Origin of the sequence: Pseudomonas sp. S07E 245, assembly GCF_019599025.1 — a bacterium.
Taxonomy (GTDB): domain Bacteria; phylum Pseudomonadota; class Gammaproteobacteria; order Pseudomonadales; family Pseudomonadaceae; genus Aquipseudomonas; species Aquipseudomonas shirazensis.
The window spans coordinates 1,919,105-1,934,524 of record NZ_CP080625.1 but is presented as its reverse complement, the minus strand read 5'-3'; the positions used below and the strand labels follow the sequence as shown (position 1 = coordinate 1,934,524).

General features: G+C 58.8%; 20 protein-coding genes. 16 read left to right on the top strand and 4 right to left on the bottom strand.

Features of this window, described 5'->3' with window-relative positions; all coding sequences use genetic code 11:
- Positions 1 to 7 precede the first annotated feature (7 nt).
- From K3F44_RS08695 to K3F44_RS08645, 11 genes are all read left to right on the top strand, one after another.
- Positions 8 to 811, top strand: coding sequence for a phage tail protein (locus tag K3F44_RS08695; protein ID WP_220633796.1), 804 nt, complete (start codon positions 8 to 10; stop codon positions 809 to 811).
- On the top strand, positions 811 to 1,149 hold the full coding sequence (locus K3F44_RS08690) for a hypothetical protein (protein WP_220633795.1): 339 nt from the start codon (positions 811 to 813) through the stop codon (positions 1,147 to 1,149). Before K3F44_RS08695 ends, K3F44_RS08690 begins: the two co-directional genes overlap by 1 nt.
- Positions 1,142 to 1,420, top strand: coding sequence for a tail fiber assembly protein (locus tag K3F44_RS08685; RefSeq protein ID WP_220633794.1), 279 nt, complete (start codon positions 1,142 to 1,144; stop codon positions 1,418 to 1,420). The genes K3F44_RS08690 and K3F44_RS08685 overlap by 8 nt, the downstream gene beginning before the upstream one ends.
- A gap of 57 nt (positions 1,421 to 1,477) precedes the next feature.
- Positions 1,478 to 1,909 carry a lysozyme gene (locus K3F44_RS08680; protein ID WP_220633793.1) on the top strand — a complete coding sequence of 144 codons (432 nt, stop codon included), beginning with the start codon at positions 1,478 to 1,480 and terminating at the stop codon, positions 1,907 to 1,909.
- Entirely contained in the window at positions 1,906 to 2,403 is a 498-nt protein-coding gene (locus tag K3F44_RS08675; RefSeq protein ID WP_220633792.1) for a DUF2514 domain-containing protein, read from the top strand. Before K3F44_RS08680 ends, K3F44_RS08675 begins: the two co-directional genes overlap by 4 nt.
- Before the next feature lie 58 nt (positions 2,404 to 2,461).
- Complete coding sequence (locus tag K3F44_RS08670; RefSeq protein WP_220633791.1) at positions 2,462 to 2,626, top strand: hypothetical protein; 165 nt, start codon at positions 2,462 to 2,464, stop codon at positions 2,624 to 2,626.
- Between the two features lie 74 nt (positions 2,627 to 2,700).
- Positions 2,701 to 2,883 carry a hypothetical protein gene (locus K3F44_RS08665; protein WP_220633790.1) on the top strand — a complete coding sequence of 61 codons (183 nt, stop codon included), beginning with the start codon at positions 2,701 to 2,703 and terminating at the stop codon, positions 2,881 to 2,883.
- A 284-nt stretch (positions 2,884 to 3,167) separates the two neighbouring features.
- On the top strand, positions 3,168 to 3,542 hold the full coding sequence (locus K3F44_RS08660; protein ID WP_220633789.1) for a LexA family transcriptional regulator: 375 nt from the start codon (positions 3,168 to 3,170) through the stop codon (positions 3,540 to 3,542).
- Complete coding sequence (locus tag K3F44_RS08655) at positions 3,530 to 3,823, top strand: hypothetical protein (RefSeq protein ID WP_220633788.1); 294 nt, start codon at positions 3,530 to 3,532, stop codon at positions 3,821 to 3,823. Before K3F44_RS08660 ends, K3F44_RS08655 begins: the two co-directional genes overlap by 13 nt.
- A 472-nt stretch (positions 3,824 to 4,295) precedes the next feature.
- Positions 4,296 to 8,237 (top strand): response regulator, encoded by a 3,942-nt coding sequence (locus K3F44_RS08650; RefSeq protein WP_101320134.1) that lies wholly within the window; start codon positions 4,296 to 4,298, stop codon positions 8,235 to 8,237.
- A complete protein-coding gene (locus K3F44_RS08645) occupies positions 8,230 to 9,345 on the top strand; it encodes an HD-GYP domain-containing protein (protein ID WP_028614250.1) in 1,116 nt (371 codons plus the stop codon). Before K3F44_RS08650 ends, K3F44_RS08645 begins: the two co-directional genes overlap by 8 nt.
- Before the next feature lie 226 nt (positions 9,346 to 9,571).
- On the opposite strand, the gene K3F44_RS08640 is transcribed toward K3F44_RS08645, so the two are convergent.
- Positions 9,572 to 9,817: a hypothetical protein gene (locus tag K3F44_RS08640; protein WP_033733270.1), complete on the bottom strand. Its 246-nt coding sequence runs from the start codon at positions 9,815 to 9,817 to the stop codon at positions 9,572 to 9,574.
- Between the two features lie 1,041 nt (positions 9,818 to 10,858).
- Between K3F44_RS08640 and K3F44_RS08635 the strand changes: the two genes are divergently transcribed.
- From K3F44_RS08635 to K3F44_RS08620, 4 genes are all read left to right on the top strand, one after another.
- Positions 10,859 to 11,197: a hypothetical protein gene (locus K3F44_RS08635; RefSeq protein ID WP_146047340.1), complete on the top strand. Its 339-nt coding sequence runs from the start codon at positions 10,859 to 10,861 to the stop codon at positions 11,195 to 11,197.
- Between the two features lie 363 nt (positions 11,198 to 11,560).
- On the top strand, positions 11,561 to 11,854 hold the full coding sequence (locus K3F44_RS08630) for a hypothetical protein (protein ID WP_220633787.1): 294 nt from the start codon (positions 11,561 to 11,563) through the stop codon (positions 11,852 to 11,854).
- A gap of 479 nt (positions 11,855 to 12,333) precedes the next feature.
- Entirely contained in the window at positions 12,334 to 12,534 is a 201-nt protein-coding gene (locus K3F44_RS08625) for a hypothetical protein (RefSeq protein ID WP_220633786.1), read from the top strand.
- A gap of 156 nt (positions 12,535 to 12,690) precedes the next feature.
- Entirely contained in the window at positions 12,691 to 12,876 is a 186-nt protein-coding gene (locus K3F44_RS08620) for a hypothetical protein (protein ID WP_101320128.1), read from the top strand.
- Between the two features lie 82 nt (positions 12,877 to 12,958).
- On the opposite strand, the gene K3F44_RS08615 is transcribed toward K3F44_RS08620, so the two are convergent.
- A complete protein-coding gene (locus tag K3F44_RS08615; protein ID WP_101320126.1) occupies positions 12,959 to 13,141 on the bottom strand; it encodes a hypothetical protein in 183 nt (60 codons plus the stop codon).
- Positions 13,142 to 13,378: 237 nt separating this feature from the next.
- Between K3F44_RS08615 and K3F44_RS08610 the strand changes: the two genes are divergently transcribed.
- On the top strand, positions 13,379 to 14,200 hold the full coding sequence (locus tag K3F44_RS08610; RefSeq protein WP_220633785.1) for a shikimate 5-dehydrogenase: 822 nt from the start codon (positions 13,379 to 13,381) through the stop codon (positions 14,198 to 14,200).
- Positions 14,201 to 14,210: 10 nt separating this feature from the next.
- Here K3F44_RS08610 and gloA read toward each other — a convergent pair whose 3' ends face one another.
- Positions 14,211 to 14,732: a lactoylglutathione lyase gene (gene gloA, locus K3F44_RS08605; RefSeq protein WP_101320122.1), complete on the bottom strand. Its 522-nt coding sequence runs from the start codon at positions 14,730 to 14,732 to the stop codon at positions 14,211 to 14,213.
- Between the two features lie 224 nt (positions 14,733 to 14,956).
- A complete protein-coding gene (locus K3F44_RS08600; RefSeq protein ID WP_220633784.1) occupies positions 14,957 to 15,331 on the bottom strand; it encodes a histone-like nucleoid-structuring protein, MvaT/MvaU family in 375 nt (124 codons plus the stop codon).
- Between the last annotated feature and the right edge of the window lie 89 nt (positions 15,332 to 15,420).

Sequence of the window (15,420 nt, the reverse complement as noted above, 5' to 3'; positions counted from 1 at the left end):
AACAACGGTGACCGGTACCGGCACCAACTTCCCTGCGAACTCTCGCGTCGGTGACGCATTTCAGGGGCCGGATGGTCGCTGGTATGAGGTGACCAACATCGCGAGCGCGACCGTGATCAGCATCCTCCCAGCGTATCTGGGTGCAACCGTTGCGGCAGGTACGTACGGGCTGGCGCCCATGCAGGGGTACGTCAAAGAGTCGGCAGACCGGCTGCGGCAGTTGGTAACCCAGTTCGGCGACACTCTGGCACTATTCGGCGGGGCTACGACTGTTCCGGGGCTTTTGCAGAATATTGGGGCGGCTGGGCGCGGGGTGAACGGGGACATCACATCGCTCACTGGTCTCACTACTGCGCTGAGCATAGCTCAAGGGGGTACGGGCGGCACAACGCCTGCGGCCGCTCGCAGCGCGCTTCAGCTAAAAGCTGCAGCCGTGGCAGATGTCGTCGGTTCTGTCAGCCAAAGTGGCGGAATTTCGACTGGCGCCATCATCGAGCGCGGCAGTAGCGCCAATGGCGAATACGTCAAGCTTGCGGATGGCACCCTGGTGACCTGGGGCACGCGCGCCGGTATGACAACGGCTGGCTCGGGCGGCCAAATCACCACCCCGCACCCCATCGCCTTTGCGTCGGCACCAGTAACCTTTGGGATGCTCACGTCTGGCGGTGCATCGTTCTTGCTCTACCCCTATGATTCAGGGGTAAGCACCACCAACATGTCATTCCTTTATCGAACAGCAGCAGGTAGCGCAACGCCTGCAGGCAGCGTCGTTCCCCTGTTCTACTTCCTTTCTATCGGTCGGTGGTACTAATGATCATTAGTCTTTTACCAGTGCGCATGGACGAAGAGCTCACTCTGGCCAGCAACGGCGACGTGCTCTACGTCCAAGGCGAGGCATTTGATTTCAGCCCTTTGGGCGAGGGTGAAACCCTTCCACAAGGAGCCGTGCTGTCTGATTGGTTCCCTGGTGAAGTAAGTCGCATCAACGGAGAGCTTCGCCTCACGCTGCGCCTGCCATGGGGTCCAAATGCACCAGAAAGCACCCGCTTCCCGGAGCCGATGATTGTTTCCCGAAGCGGTCCCATCACTCTGCCAATCTACAACCTGCAGCCAGCGCTGCCACTGACCGAGGTTCCCACTGATGAGTAATATCGATTGGTCCAAGGTCATCACTGCAGAGCAGAAGGCTCATGCTGCGGCCGAGCAGTTGCTTGCCGCGGTGATGGCTGAGATAGCTCAACGTCGCGTCGTGGCCGACTCCACCATTGCGCCCCTGCAGGATGCTGTCGACCTCGAAGATGCGACCGAAGCTGAAGCCGCTGCACTGAAGCAATGGAAGCGCTACCGCGTAGCGCTGAACCGTCTGCCTGACCAGCCAGGTTACCCGGCCACTATCGACTGGCCCGCGCCGCCGGCCTGATCTGCACGAACCCACCGACCGCCGCCTGGCGGTATTTTTTTGCCTGGAGAAAACCCAATGCGTACATCGCAACGCGGCTTGAGCCTCATCAAGTCGTTTGAGGGCCTGCGCCTGCAGGCCTACCAAGATTCCGTCGGCGTATGGACCATCGGCTACGGCACCACCCGTGGCGTGAAGTCTGGTATGTCGATCAGCAAGGAGCAGGCCGAGCGCATGCTGCTGAACGACGTCCAGCGCTTTGAACCAGAGCTGCAGCGCCTGGTCACGGCGCCGCTGAATCAGAACCAGTGGGACGCTCTGCTGAGCTTCACCTACAACCTGGGCGCGGCCAATCTCGAATCGTCTACGCTGCGCCGCCTGCTGAATGCCGGGAACTATGCCGGTGCTGCTGAGCAGTTTCCTCGCTGGAACAAGGCGGGAGGCAAGGTGCTGGCCGGCCTGACCCGACGGCGCCATGCTGAGCGCGATCTGTTCTTGGAGCCGGCGTGAACGGTTGGGGCGTCAGGGTGATCGCTCTTCTGCTCGTGGTTGGCTCGTATTGGCTGACTTACCAGCACGGCCGATCAGTGGAGCGAGCAGGCGCCACTGCCGCTACAGCGACACGCGACAGCGGCGATCGCTTGGCCGAAGTGCTGGGTGAACGGAATGCCCGAGCAGAAGAACAACAACGCGCCAAGGCGCAGGAGGAGGCGAGAGCCCATGCACACGAAGAAAGGACCATTGCTGATGCTGGCGCTGCTGGTGCCGATGCTGCTGGCCAGCGGATGCGCGACGAAGCCGGCAAGCTCGCCGCCTCCGTCGGTTGCCCCGGCACGGATACCTCCGCTGTCGCCAGAGGCCAAGCAGCCACCCGCGCCGCCATGGTGCTCTCCGACCTGCTCGCACGGGCTGACGCTCGAGCGGGAGAGCTGGCGAAAGCGTATGATCGAGCCCGAATAGCGGGCTTAGCGTGCGAAGCGTCCTATAATGCGCTGACGCCATAATTGGAGAACTTCATTGAAGCGCACGATCAATGGGTTGCTCGAGGCGGGGGAGCCTCTCATGCTTGAAGCGATCGCGGCACTTCGTCGATACCATGAGGCGGAAGACGCTAACGAACCGCTGGATCAAGTAGAGCGCTTACGTCTGATCGCCGAGTCGGCCTACCAAGCTGTGACCGATTATCAGCTTTACGCATTTGATCGTAAGCCGCTTACCAGGCATTGAAAGCCTGCTCAACGGCCGAACTGTGCCATTCCACTGAGGGATAGTCTGTGAGCTCGGATGCCAATGACGTGCTGATGCCTGACCATGAAATGTACCTGCAGGTCACGGCGGCGTTGAAGCGCTATCACGAAGCGCAAGACATGGGCGCTCCAGCCCGTGAAGTTGAGCGGCTGCGGCAAATCTACGATGCCCATGCCCAGGCGGTCACTGACTACCAGCTTAAAGCCCTTAGCGGCAGAGGCGCGCCCGCGCACTGATCCTTGCCCGCCAGGCGGTGATTGCCGCAGTCCATTTGCGGCTTTAGGATACTGTTTTTATATACAGTATTGGGTGCCGCCATGTCACAACACTTACCTGCGCTTTGGGTCGCTGAGCTCGATGATGTCGCTGCCTTGACCGACGACCCTGAGGGAAGAGCGGCTGTGCTCGAGGTCATGGCCTTGGCCGCTCACCGCAGGAATGAGGTGGACGCCGACCAGCTCGCGGACATGCTCGAGATGGCAGAGGCGGCTCGTCTCTATGGCCTTGAGGCTGGCCAGCCATGCAGTCCGTGAGCGCATTCGCAGCAGCCGAAGACCTGCAAGCCATATCCCTCGACGAACTGCTGCAGGTGCATGCGCCTAACGTGTACCTGGTCAAGATCGACGGAGACAGCATGGAGGGTGCCGGGATCTTCGACGAGGACGTGGTGATCGTCGACAAGGCGATCGATGCGCGGGCCGGTCACATCGTCATCGCGGCGGTCAATGGCGAGCCAGTCTGCAAGCGGCTCGACTATGTCGGCCGGCAGATCGTGCTGCGCTCGGAGAATCCTCGGTACGCGCCGCGTTTCATCATGGAAGGTGACGAGTTCACCGTCTGGGGTGTGGTGACCTACAGCCTGCGCAGCCACGGGCCGATGTCATGTATTTCCTGATTGTACGGCGGCGCAAGCTAGGCGTGGCCATCCCGAGTGATCAGCTGGGGAAGATCCAGGCCCTGAAGGTAGACATCCACATTGGCGATCACCACAGCGCGCCGCTGGGCAGGGTGTCGACGCAGGCCTGGGTGTTCACTCATTCGCCCGGCGCCGATGTCATCCCGCGGCTACACGATGCGAAGGTTAATGGCATGGCCCAGCTCGGCATCAACATCAATGGCGTGGAGGAAGTCGACGGCGTGCTTTATGCGCAGTCGTGGTGGTGCAGAGCGGTGTAATTTTGGTTTGGGATTCGGTCGGCAGGACGCGGGAAGAAAGGCAAAAATCGATTCCAAAACTGAAACAGCGACCCTTGCGGTATGCGGCCTGTAGCCGTGCTATTTCGTGTTTGTTTTGGAATCGATTTAGGCGTCTAGACCGCGTGGGGCGGGCGTTTGTATCACGGTCTTGAAACCCGTTGACTTAGCACAACAGCGCTGTCATCAGGAGAGCTTGGAATGTGATCCAAGAATCGGCCAGCGGGGTCTGCTATCGACCCATAGCGGACATTGGAGATACTTAGGTGTGCGAGTATTAAGTAAGCGTCCGGAAACTCACTTTCCGAACGGTGAGTAGCAGTGGGGAGTTGCTAGCTGGCCCAGTTTTTGTTGCTGGCGCTTGCTGCAGCGTATGCCTACACTCCAAAACCTGTAATACCAGTGCAGAACGGCGGACAAGCTCTTGGAAGGGCGTTCACAAGGATATGTCGAGTTGGATCGTGAGCAATTACCTACCAGCAGGAGCATTTTGAAAACAGAGCCGCGCTTGGGAGCGTTGCTTGCACTGGGAGGCTTGTTGGTGTTGGGCATGCCATGCGTGGAAGCACGTACGCTGTCCCAGATTCGGGAAAGCGGCGTCCTGCGCATATGCGTGGCTGGCTCAAGCGCTTCCTTCTACCGGACTAACGCGGAGGCGTTCGCGCGGTCACTCGGTTTACGCCCACAGGTAACGGAACTGCCGAGTTTCGATGCGCAGTTTCACGACGATCGGGGCGAGACCGTACGCGAGGCAAGCTACGACCCGAAGCTACTCGCCGACGGCCGCTGCGATCTTTATCCAAATGACTTGCAGATCGTCCCTTGGCGCGAAACGAAGATGTTGCTCGTGCCCTATTACCGGGTACGCAACCTGGTCATCGCCCATCGCTCCAACCAGTCCCTTGGCAACGAGGTGTCTGATCTGCTCGGTCTGACGGCGGCAGTGCAGAAGGGTACGGGCTACGAGCAGTGGATCGATGAAGCCAACCGCGGTCCTCTATCCAGTCAGCCGGTCAGAATCGTCTATGCGCCAACCGAGCAGGCTGTGAAACTGGTAGCCGATGCGAAGGTGGATTTCACGGTGTTGGGTAGTGAAAGCGCGCTGCGCTGGGCCCGTGAAGATCCCGAACGTCTCTCCATTGCGTTTCCGGTCAGCGAAGCGACCAGCGTTGGGTGGGGTGTTGCGCGCAACGCGCCGGATCTCGCACGAGCGCTGGAGCAGTTCTTCCAGTCCAGCAATCGCATTGATTCGCCGCTCGATGCGAGCTGGCGGCGGTACTATCGCGTATCGCTCATGGAATACCGGCTGTTCGAGGAGTCCCTCAACGAGGACGGCCTCGATATTAAAACCGTAATGAGATGGGCGATCCCGAGCTTGGTCGCGGTCCTGCTGTTGCTCGGCGCCATGCTGGCCTGGAACCGACGCCTCAACCGGGAAGTAGACGAGCGCAAGCGCGTTGCCGCAGAGCTAGCCGAGCGCGAGGCTTTCACCCGCGCGCTCATGGATACCAGCCCCGCCAGCCTGGTGCTGGCAGATCGGAACGGAGCTGTCAGGGAAGTAAGCCAACGCTTTTCACAGGCGACCGGTTATGTCAGCGAGGACCTGCTCGGGCGCAACGCCACGAGCCTGTATGTCGACCCTGAGGAGCGCGAGCGCTTCCTCGAACTGCTGACACGAAATGGCAAGGTCGAAAACTTCGAGACCCGCCTGCTGCACAAAAATGGATCAATTCTCTGGGTTCTGGTCGGTGCATCATTCGTGACAATCCACGGTGAGACCCTGGTCGCCAGTTGGGTGCGCGATGTCACGGATCATCATGCGGCAGCAGTGGCGCTTAGCGAAGAACGCGCGCGGCTGCAGGCAATCCTCGATACGAGTCCAATCAACATAGCCTTTTCTACCCAGGGCGTGATCCGCTTCGCCAACCCCCGCTTCTGTGAAACGTTCGGCGTAGGCGTCGGTGACGCTGCTTCGCAGATTTACGCGAATGAGCATGATCGCGAAGCCATCGTCGAACGCCTCACGGACGACGGCATCGCAAAGGACCAAGAAGTACCGATGCGTGACCGGCAGGGGCGCGAACGCACCATACTTGTCACCTACCTGCCAATCCAGATCCAGGGGGAGCAAGGGCTGCTCGGCTGGCTGCAGGACATCACCGAGCGCAAGGCAGCAGAGCACGCGCAGCAGCGGGCGAAGGAGATTGCTGAAGAGGCGACGCGGGCAAAAAGCGACTTCCTTGCAAACATGAGTCACGAAATCCGCACGCCCATGAATGCGATCATCGGCATGTCTTACCTTGCGCTGAAGACTTCGCTGGACCAGCGGCAGCGCGATTATGTCTCGAAAATCCACAACGCGGGCACTTCGCTGCTTGGCATCATCAACGACATCCTCGACTTCTCCAAGATCGAGGCCGGCAAGCTTAGCGTCGAGGTAGTGCCATTTGAGATAGACGCAGTGCTAGACAACGTGTCCTCGCTGATTGCGCAAAAGGCCTACGACAAGGCCATTGAGCTGCTGTTCGACCGGGCGTCGGACGTTCCCGAGACGCTGCTTGGAGATCCGCTGCGTCTGGGCCAGGTCATCCTGAACCTGGTAGGCAACGCAGTGAAATTCACCGAACAGGGGCAGGTTACGGTCGTGGTTCGCAACCTGGGCCGCACCGGCGACAAAGTTCAACTGCAGGTTCGTGTCCGCGATACCGGTATCGGCATGACTCCCGAGCAAACCGGGCGACTCTTTGAGGCCTTTGCCCAAGCCGATAGCTCCACCACGCGACAATTCGGTGGTACCGGCCTGGGCCTTGCCATCTCGAAGCGCATCGTCGAGTTGATGGGCGGAACGATCGCGGTTGACTCAGAACCGGGCAACGGCAGCACGTTCTCTTTCAGTGTCTGGCTTGGTCTTGACCAGCACATGCGTACGCAGCGCCAGATTGTCCCTGCAGAGCTCGCCGGAGCGCGCGTCCTGGTCGTCGATGACAATGCCGACGCGCGCCAGATCCTTTCCGACATGCTTCTCGTAGCGGGGCTTTCGCCGGTCGCGGTGGCGTCAGGCGAGGCTGCTCTGGAGAGCCTTCGCGGTGCTGCGGCCGACGACCCGTTCCGGGTGCTATTGGTGGATTGGCAAATGCCAGAGATGGATGGCATCGAGACGACGCGCCGGGCGCTTGGCCTGCAGCCTGCACTGTACGCCATCATGGTCAGTGCATTTGGGCATGACGAAATGCACGCCGCTGGGCAAGCGGCCGGCATTCGCGCGTTCCTGGTCAAGCCGGTCAACCAGTCCTCGCTGGTAGAGGTACTGGTCAACTTATTCGCGCCGCAAACGGGCGTGGTGGCGCTAACCGTACCCATTGCGCAGGCGAAGGTGCTCGCCGGAGTGCGCCTGCTCGTCGCGGAGGACAACGAAATCAACCAACAGATTGCCAGGGAGCTTCTCGAGGCTGCCGGTGCCCTGGTGGAAGTTGCCGGCAACGGCTGCGAGGCGCTGTCGATGTTGGCTGCAGCGCAATACGACGCGGTGCTGATGGACGTACAGATGCCGCAGATGGATGGTCTCGAGACGACCCGGCGTATTCGCGTCGGGCCTCACTGCGCACAGATCCCGGTGATTGCTATGACCGCACATGCCAGGGTCGAGGACCGGGAGCGCTGTATCGAGGCGGGCATGGTCGACCATGTGACCAAGCCCGTGGATCCGCAAGCACTCATCGCCACGGTTCTGCGCTGGGTCGTACCTCGGTCGGCGGCAGTGGAGCCGTCCAGCGCCGCATCGGGCGAGGAGCGCCTACCGGACATTCCAGGGCTAGATAGCGCCGACGGACTGAGGCGAGTGGCGGGCAATCGCCAGCTATACATCAAGCTGCTGGGTCAATTTGCCGACCGCAGGGCTATGGAAGGGCAAGCGCTGAGGAACGCGCTACGTGCGGGTGATCGGGCGACGGCCGAGCGAATGGCCCACACCGTGAAAGGCGTTGCAGGCAACCTCGGTTTCAGCGGCCTGCAAGCCATGGCCGGTAAGCTGGAAACCGCGATCGGGGCACACGCTGAGTCGGACGCATTGGTGAATGAATTGATTGAGGCGCTCTCGCTGGCCGTGCATGCAATCCGTCAAGCGCTGGGTAGCGGCCAGGCAGCACCGGCGGTGGTATCGAGCGTCGACTGGGCACAGCATGCCATAGCGCTCATCCACCTGCTGGAGGCCAATGACGGAGCAGCGCCGGATTATATGGAACAGTATGCGGATTCGTTGCGCGGAGCACTCGGCCAGGACAGTTTCGAGCAGTTGATGAATGAGGTGAACAACTTTGACTTCGAGGCCGCACGGCTAACCCTCAAACGTGCATCGACGGCCCGCGATACCCCGTGCTGGAGGGAACATCATGAGTGAAACGCTAAACTATCCACTTCCCCCGATCATCCTCATTGTCGATGATACGCCGGAGAACATTACGCTGATCAATGGCCTGCTGAAGGACATCTACCGCATGCGGGTGGCCATCAGCGGTGAGCGCGCGCTGAAGGCAGCGGTGCAGGAGCCTCGCCCGGATCTGATTCTGCTCGACATCATGATGCCTGATCTGTCGGGGTATGAGGTGGCAGAGCAGCTCAAGCGCGATCCGCGCACCGCTCATATCCCGATCATCTTCATCACCGCCATGGCGACAATGGAAGACGAGATCCTGGGTTTGCAGATGGGCGCCGTGGACTACATCACCAAGCCGATCAACCCACCCATCGTGCTGGCACGGGTGGAAACCCAATTGAAGATCAAGGCGGCCGCCGACTTTTTGCGTGATCAGAAGGCTTACCTTGAGCAGGAAGTCCAGCGCCGCACCGCCGAGGTCATCGCTATCCAGGATGTGACCATTCAGGCCATGACCTCGCTGGCCGAAACCCGCGACAATGAGACGGGTAACCACATTCGACGAACTCAGCACTACGTCAGACTACTGGCCGAGCTGCTTCGCGAACATCCGAGGTTCCAGCAGTTTCTCAATGAGGAAAGTATCCGCCTGCTGTTTAAGTCAGCTCCGTTGCATGACATCGGCAAGATCGGCATACCCGATGACATACTGCTCAAGCCGGGGCGCCTCACGCCGGAAGAGTTCGAGACGATGAAGACCCATACGGTGCTGGGACGCGATGCAATCCGGCATGCCGAAGAGCAGTTGGGCACCTCGGTGGGATTTCTGCGTCTGGCCAAGGAGATCGCCTACAGCCACCACGAGAAGTGGGACGGTACCGGTTATCCCGATGGGCTGAGTGCCGATGACATCCCCATCAGCGCCAGGCTCATGGCATTGGCGGATGTCTATGACGCGTTGATTAGCCGACGCGTATACAAGAAAGGCATGTCACACGATCAGGCGCTGGAGATAATCCGCCAGGGATGTGCTACGCATTTCGATCCAGATATTTGCGAGGTTTTCCTGGCCAACCATGAGCAATTCCAGGCTATCGCGGTGCGTTTTGCTGATCGCGGTCAGGATGGCTAATCAACGCATCGCCGTGAAATCAATGCCAAGGGCTTTTGGTCATTTTTTTGAGGTTTTGAAATGCCCCCTAGAGGCAATGCGAACTCCATCTATTATTTGGCATCACATCTGCCTGAACGTCCGTTATGGTTAGTGGTTATCCACGCCACGCGGCCCACCACCGTTTCGCGGATCGCGTGCTGGCTGACCAAAGCGCTCAAGGTGTCTGACTGGATCGCTTCACCATTCATGGCGCCAGATCCCGCCGCCGGCGTGCGGCGGCGTCTTCAACGGCGATAAACAACCCCTCAATCGAAGCGGGGGTTAGCGCATGTGCGGCTTCCACCCCCTCCACAAAACCTTCTGCGCGCTCTTCGGCCAGTGCAAAGGCAGGCACATCTGCTGGGCGGCCGAGGCGTGCCAGGTGATTGGCGAGTTTGGTGCGGACCAGATCGGGCATGCTGACACCATTGCGCGAGAATACGACGCTCATTCTTTCACCCATTATTGTTGAGGTGAGGGATAACGCCAGGAAGGCGCTTCCTGATCGAATTAGCGGTCACTGCGTAAAACCACCGCTGTGGGGGTTGGTCTACAAGCGCAGGGGGGGGGCTGGTTTTCACCGGCCCACAAAAAAGCCCCCACACTGGCTTCAAGTGTAGGGGCCTTTTGAACATAAGCGGCGTTATTGGTAACGCGAACTAGCCGACGCGCGCGGCATCCGGTTTGCCGAATTCCTCGGACGTCATCTCACCCAGGTAGGACAAGCTGCTCAGAATTGCATTGGGTTCAGCCCCGGCAATCTTTCGAGCTGCGACAATCGGGTAAGCAATGACTGCTATTGGCCGATTTCTGCCCGTCGCGAAGGGCAGCTGTGGGTCGATAGCGGACAGCCACGGTAGCGACCGAATGATACTAATTCTGATACCGCAACGCGGAAAAGAGGAGGCGTGGAGGCGAGGAGGAGATATTGACCAGCAAATCAAACCTCTAGTGCCGCTAAACGCCCTTAAGAAACCGCGTGGTGATGTTGGCCCTAGAGGTCAAGATTCCTTGATGCCAGCCCTAAGCCTGGCCCGGATGCGTCCCCCATCCGTTTGAGGGCTGACTTGTCGCCCATTCATGCATCCAGCGCTTTCTGCCACAGAGGTATCGCCTTTAGGCTGCGCAAAACCCAGGCTGGCGGCCGCGTGTTTTCGTTTGCAAAACGCTCAAAAATTAAAGATTTTGGCCCGCGTGGTTCTGGTATATGTCTAACGAAATCAGATAGTTATATGAGTATCGTCCGCTGCATCGGGTGCAAGGGGGCGAGTGTTCGAATCACTCCGTCCCGACTAAAAATCCCTAAAAAATCCAGTCATCTAACGGTGACTGGATTTTTTTGGCGCTTCTAGGGTAGCCTCCATTCCCGATTGAGTCTGTTCGTCGTATCCACTGTCAGTGATTTCATCAAGGCTGTCGGACTACGCTCATATTGCTCAGGTGGCGTGACATCAGTTATATAGTCCTCCATCTCGTTAAGGAAATCGGGTTGATGAAGCCAACTAAAATGCTAGTCGTGCTGGCTGTTCTTTCTGGGCTATTTGGTTGTACGTCAGCACAGATGGTTTCGTCGCCGAACTCTGGCTCGGCGTATGCTCCTGCTAACGAGGGAGCAAGGCCTGGGGTTGTTAAATATCTCAACGACGGAGCTGAGTTTGTCCGGAATCAACGCCGCGAAAGTGCATATAAGCAGATGCATGAAGCATGTGGCGGACGGTACATGATTGATGCAGAAGGCTCTGCAGCAGAGGGAGGCACGGTTTTTAACTCCGGGCCAACCTCTTACTACGCGCAGTCAAACTACTGGTACATTCAGTTTTCATGCCTCTGAGCTCGTGTTGCGCAGTTTGTCCGGGCTCTGTGCGGAAACTGGCCTACACAAGGGTGACAGCTAGGAAGTGACGGTGCGTGCTCTGCCTTCAGAAAATCGGCACCGCATTGGCTATGAACGTCAGTTGAAGCCACCATTTTCATCTGCCGCTAGGGCGCTGGCATCTCCAGGGCGAACTGCTGCACAGCGGGTTTCAGCCGAAATTTTACGAGAGCGAGAGCTGCATTCAACCAAGCGCACAGGTACCCGAACAGCTTTTTAGTACTAAAGTGATCGAGCATGTGCTCTATCGTGATCACCTTACTTTCTCCTACCTGTCTGGGGCGTGGTTACCTACAGCCTGTGCAGCCATGGGCCGATGACATGTATTTCCTGATCGTCCGGCGGCGCAAGCTGGGCGTGGCCATCCCGAGCGATCAGCTGTCGAAGATCCAGGCCCTGAAGGCAGACATCCACATCGGCGATCACCGCAGCGCGCCGCTGGGCAGGGTGTCGACGCAGGCCTGGCTCTTCAGCCATTCGCCCGGCGCCGACGTCATCCCGCGCCTCCACGATGCCAAGGTGAAAGGCATGGCCCAGCTCGGCATCAGCATCAATGGTGAAGAGGAGGTCGACAGGGTGCTGCATGCGCAGTCCTGGTGGTGCCGGACGGTGTAGGTATATAGAGGAGGGGGAGGTCGGCAGAACGCCGGGGGAGGGGGGGGCAGCAGCGCTCAGACCAGCAGAGCTGGGCCTTTGGCAATAGTCGAACATCTACTACGTATGACCGGCTTTCGCTGGATGGACGTACAGCTGCCTCGTACCACTTTTTGTACCACTGGCCTCGTTTTGGAGTGTGTTGCAGGGTATCCGGGAGGGCTGGAAGGCCCAGAAACCCGGGCTTTCCGCCCTTTCCAAAGCGTGCCGAAACGCGAAAAACATCTGTGGAGTATGGCCGAAAGCGTGTCGAATGCCTTATGACTAAAGGGCGCAACGTGAACGAATTTTAATCCGGTATCCATTTTTTAACGCCATCTGCGGCGAAGCTGTGGGAGTGGGGCGTAGCGCGAGCGGGCTACTTTGTAGCTCGTGGTTGCCGAAGACGATGGGCACTTTGTCGATTCATGATTAAATACCGCACTTCAAGGAGGATCATCATGAGCAAGCACAGCACTACCCCTTTTTACGCCGCAGGCGGGTCCATGCTGATTATCGGTGTTGTTTTCGCCGCCGTAGGCGCTGCTGGTCAGCCTGCGTTTGGCTGGACCGCGGTCGGCCTGTTGATTCCCAGCGCTGTATTGTTGCTGCAGGCGGTTCGGCGCAAACGTCGTTTTAATGACGATGGAGCGTCGAATTGATCAGCACCGGGAAAAAACGATCGGCTTAGCCAATACCCACTGTTAAGAGTTGCTTCTCGAGAGTTAGCGCCGTTGGTCTCGTCGCGGGCACTTGCGTCAATCCCGCGGCTCTCACGCTAAGGCACGGATCATCCGTGCATTGACGAGGGTAGCGCTATGGATATCGACGAAAAAGCACCTGGCAACATCTCTCAGCAGGGCGTGGGCGGTACGACCGACAACGAGACGGCTCATGACCCAATGCCTCCGCTGCCTGAAGATGAAGATGCCGGCCTGGACGAAGAAATGTCTGACGTAGAGACCAACAACACAGTCTCCAGCGAGCATCCAGATCCAGCCTGAGGCGTGCCCCAGCGCGCAAAAAAAAAGCCCGCCAAAAATGGCGGGCAACAAGGGCACAAGGAGCAACACACAACACATTCGTTCAAGCCATCAAGCTGCCGCTCTGCAGCTGATCGGCCATCGCTACTGCACAGGCTTTGGACGCCAGCGGGCCGCTCACCGGCTCGCCATTGCGCATCAGATACCAGCAGGCCAGCAGCCCCTGCTCACGCAAGCGAGTGGGAACTGCGCTACCAACAACCGACATGATCTGGATAGTGGCCATGCTGACCTCCTGTAAGACGTGCGCCAACCTTACCCAGCTCCTGACGGCGTTTGAAATCAACTTCCTCAATAGTGGTCATCAGCTCTATCAACAGTAGTGTCGAGACCACGCTGCGCGGTGGCTCCTACTATGGCCGTTGTTACTGTCAACTGAGCGCCGGGAAAGGGTAAAGGTTGTGTAAGCAATGCCCTCTGGTACGCTGGAGCAACGATTCAGCTCAGGCAAACGGAGCAGTAGATGAGCCACATTCCCAGCAGAAACACGCAGTTGTGCATCTCTCTGGCCGGCCGTCCCGGTACCTTTGGCGTGCGCTTTCACAATCATCTCTATGAACAGCTGGGCCTGGATTACTACTACAAGGCCATGACCACAGATGATCTGCCCGCCGCGGTGGCTGGTATTCGAGCATTGGGGATTCGCGGTTGCGGTGTATCGATGCCGTTCAAGGAAGCTTGCCTGGCGTTGGTCGACGAGGTTGATGCGTCTGCGGCTGCCATCGAGTCGGTTAATACGCTGGTCAACAGCGACGGCTACTTGAAGGCTTACAACACCGATTATCTGGCCGTGCAGCAGTTGCTGGCCAAACATGAGGTAGACCCGGCTACAGCGTTCGCGCTGCGTGGCAGCGGCGGGATGGCCAAGGCAGTAGCCTGTGCGTTGAGTGACGCCGGCTTTCGTGAAGGGCTGATTATTGCCCGTAATGAACAAGCTGGGCGGCAACTGGCCGAGATGCTGGGTTATCGCTGGCAGGCAGAACTGGGCGACTTGGCGCCGCCGATGCTGATCAACGTCACGCCGATTGGTATGGCCGGCGGCCCTGAGGCGGAGCAACTGGCGTTCCCCGAAACCGCGATTGCAGTGGCAGAACGGGTATTCGACGTGGTGGCGATGCCGGCGCGCACGCCACTGATCTGCCGCGCCGAAGCGCTCGGCAAACCGGTCATCACAGGGCTTGAGGTGATTGCCCTGCAAGCGCTGGAGCAGTTTGTGCTGTATACCGGCGTGCGCCCCACGGCAACGCAGATCGATGCTGCAATCGCCTATGCGCGGAGCGCCTAGTCAGCTGTACTTACAAGGGCGTCGGCTGAATCACTTCGACCCAGTAACCGTCGGGGTCTTTGATGAAGGCCAGATGATTCATGCGGCCGTCGCTCAGGCGCTTCTGGAACGGCACCTGCAAAGCTTCAAAGCGTTCGCACGCTGCAACTACATCAGGCACCGAAATGCAGATATGACCAAAACCGCGTGGGTCAGTGTTGCCATCGTGATAGGCAAACGCTGCATCACTTTCAGTGCCGTGGTTATGAGTCAGCTCCAGCACGCCCGGGATCGACTTCATCCACTGGTGACGAGCATCGTCATCAGCCGGAATTTGCGCGGGGTCAACCAGTGCCAGGAAGTACAGGCTGAACTTGGCTTCGACGAAGTCGCGCTTGTCCACCAGTTTGAAACCGAGCACGCGGGTGTAGAAGTCCAGCGACTTCTCGATGTCCTTGACGCGCAGCATGGTGTGGTTGAAAACGAATTGCGCAGTGGCAGCGTCCGTTTGAGCGGTAACGCCAGGCAAGGTGTTGAGATCGTTCAGGCTCATGAAGGCTCCAGAGACGAGGCCGGGCCCGCAGGCACCAGCGATAAGACAGGCCGTCCATGATACGGGACGTGAGCGGGGAGGCAAAATGAAAGCGCCCTGCACGAGGGCAGGGCGCTGAAATTAGAGGCCCGCGTGTGCGGGCGCAGATGGGGTCGCTAATCCGTTAGCTGGAATTGATCATGGCCCACAAGCTGTGAAAAAAGTGTGAAGTGTATGTCCATGTTTCATGGACGCAACCAGCCGTCGACAGTGCTGGCGCCGTGTTCTTCTTTCCAGGCTTTCAAACCGCGGTGGTTACCGCCCTTGGTTTCGATCAGCTCGCCGGTGTGCGGGTTCTCGTAAACCTTGACCACGCGGGCGCGGCGCTGCTGTTTTGGGGGCGCCCCGGACGCCTTGGTGGCGGGTTTGCTGCTGCCTTTTGGATCAAGGATGGCGACGATATCGCGCAGGCCCTTTTCGTAAGTTTTCATAAGGCCCAGCAGCTTCTGCTCGAACTCGATTTCGCGTTTGAGACCGGCATCCTGCTTGAGCGCCTCGAGTTGGGCGATCTGTTCCTGAAGCGCTTTTTCGGCAGCGCGAAACTCTGCAAGTCTGGACACTTTCATCACTCCTTAAATACGACTGCGTCAAAACGTGACGAACATTGTAAGAAGATTTAACGTCGGTCACGCAGGGATAGTGCTGTTCG

What these genes read in the sequence shown, in the direction of transcription:
- K3F44_RS08690 (WP_220633795.1), top strand. Translation starts at nt 811, where the DNA reads ATGATCATTAGTCTTTTACCAGTGCGCATGGACGAAGAGCTCACTCTG.
- K3F44_RS08685 (WP_220633794.1), top strand. Translation starts at nt 1,142, where the DNA reads ATGAGTAATATCGATTGGTCCAAGGTCATCACTGCAGAGCAGAAGGCT.
- K3F44_RS08680 (WP_220633793.1), top strand. Translation starts at nt 1,478, where the DNA reads ATGCGTACATCGCAACGCGGCTTGAGCCTCATCAAGTCGTTTGAGGGC.
- K3F44_RS08670 (WP_220633791.1), top strand. Translation starts at nt 2,462, where the DNA reads ATGCTTGAAGCGATCGCGGCACTTCGTCGATACCATGAGGCGGAAGAC.
- K3F44_RS08665 (WP_220633790.1), top strand. Translation starts at nt 2,701, where the DNA reads ATGCCTGACCATGAAATGTACCTGCAGGTCACGGCGGCGTTGAAGCGC.
- K3F44_RS08660 (WP_220633789.1), top strand. Translation starts at nt 3,168, where the DNA reads ATGCAGTCCGTGAGCGCATTCGCAGCAGCCGAAGACCTGCAAGCCATA.
- K3F44_RS08655 (WP_220633788.1), top strand. Translation starts at nt 3,530, where the DNA reads ATGTATTTCCTGATTGTACGGCGGCGCAAGCTAGGCGTGGCCATCCCG.
- K3F44_RS08645 (WP_028614250.1), top strand. Translation starts at nt 8,230, where the DNA reads ATGAGTGAAACGCTAAACTATCCACTTCCCCCGATCATCCTCATTGTC.
- K3F44_RS08640 (WP_033733270.1), bottom strand. Translation starts at nt 9,817, where the DNA reads ATGAGCGTCGTATTCTCGCGCAATGGTGTCAGCATGCCCGATCTGGTC.
- K3F44_RS08635 (WP_146047340.1), top strand. Translation starts at nt 10,859, where the DNA reads ATGAAGCCAACTAAAATGCTAGTCGTGCTGGCTGTTCTTTCTGGGCTA.
- K3F44_RS08630 (WP_220633787.1), top strand. Translation starts at nt 11,561, where the DNA reads ATGTATTTCCTGATCGTCCGGCGGCGCAAGCTGGGCGTGGCCATCCCG.
- K3F44_RS08625 (WP_220633786.1), top strand. Translation starts at nt 12,334, where the DNA reads ATGAGCAAGCACAGCACTACCCCTTTTTACGCCGCAGGCGGGTCCATG.
- K3F44_RS08620 (WP_101320128.1), top strand. Translation starts at nt 12,691, where the DNA reads ATGGATATCGACGAAAAAGCACCTGGCAACATCTCTCAGCAGGGCGTG.
- K3F44_RS08615 (WP_101320126.1), bottom strand. Translation starts at nt 13,141, where the DNA reads ATGGCCACTATCCAGATCATGTCGGTTGTTGGTAGCGCAGTTCCCACT.
- K3F44_RS08610 (WP_220633785.1), top strand. Translation starts at nt 13,379, where the DNA reads ATGAGCCACATTCCCAGCAGAAACACGCAGTTGTGCATCTCTCTGGCC.
- gloA (WP_101320122.1), bottom strand. Translation starts at nt 14,732, where the DNA reads ATGAGCCTGAACGATCTCAACACCTTGCCTGGCGTTACCGCTCAAACG.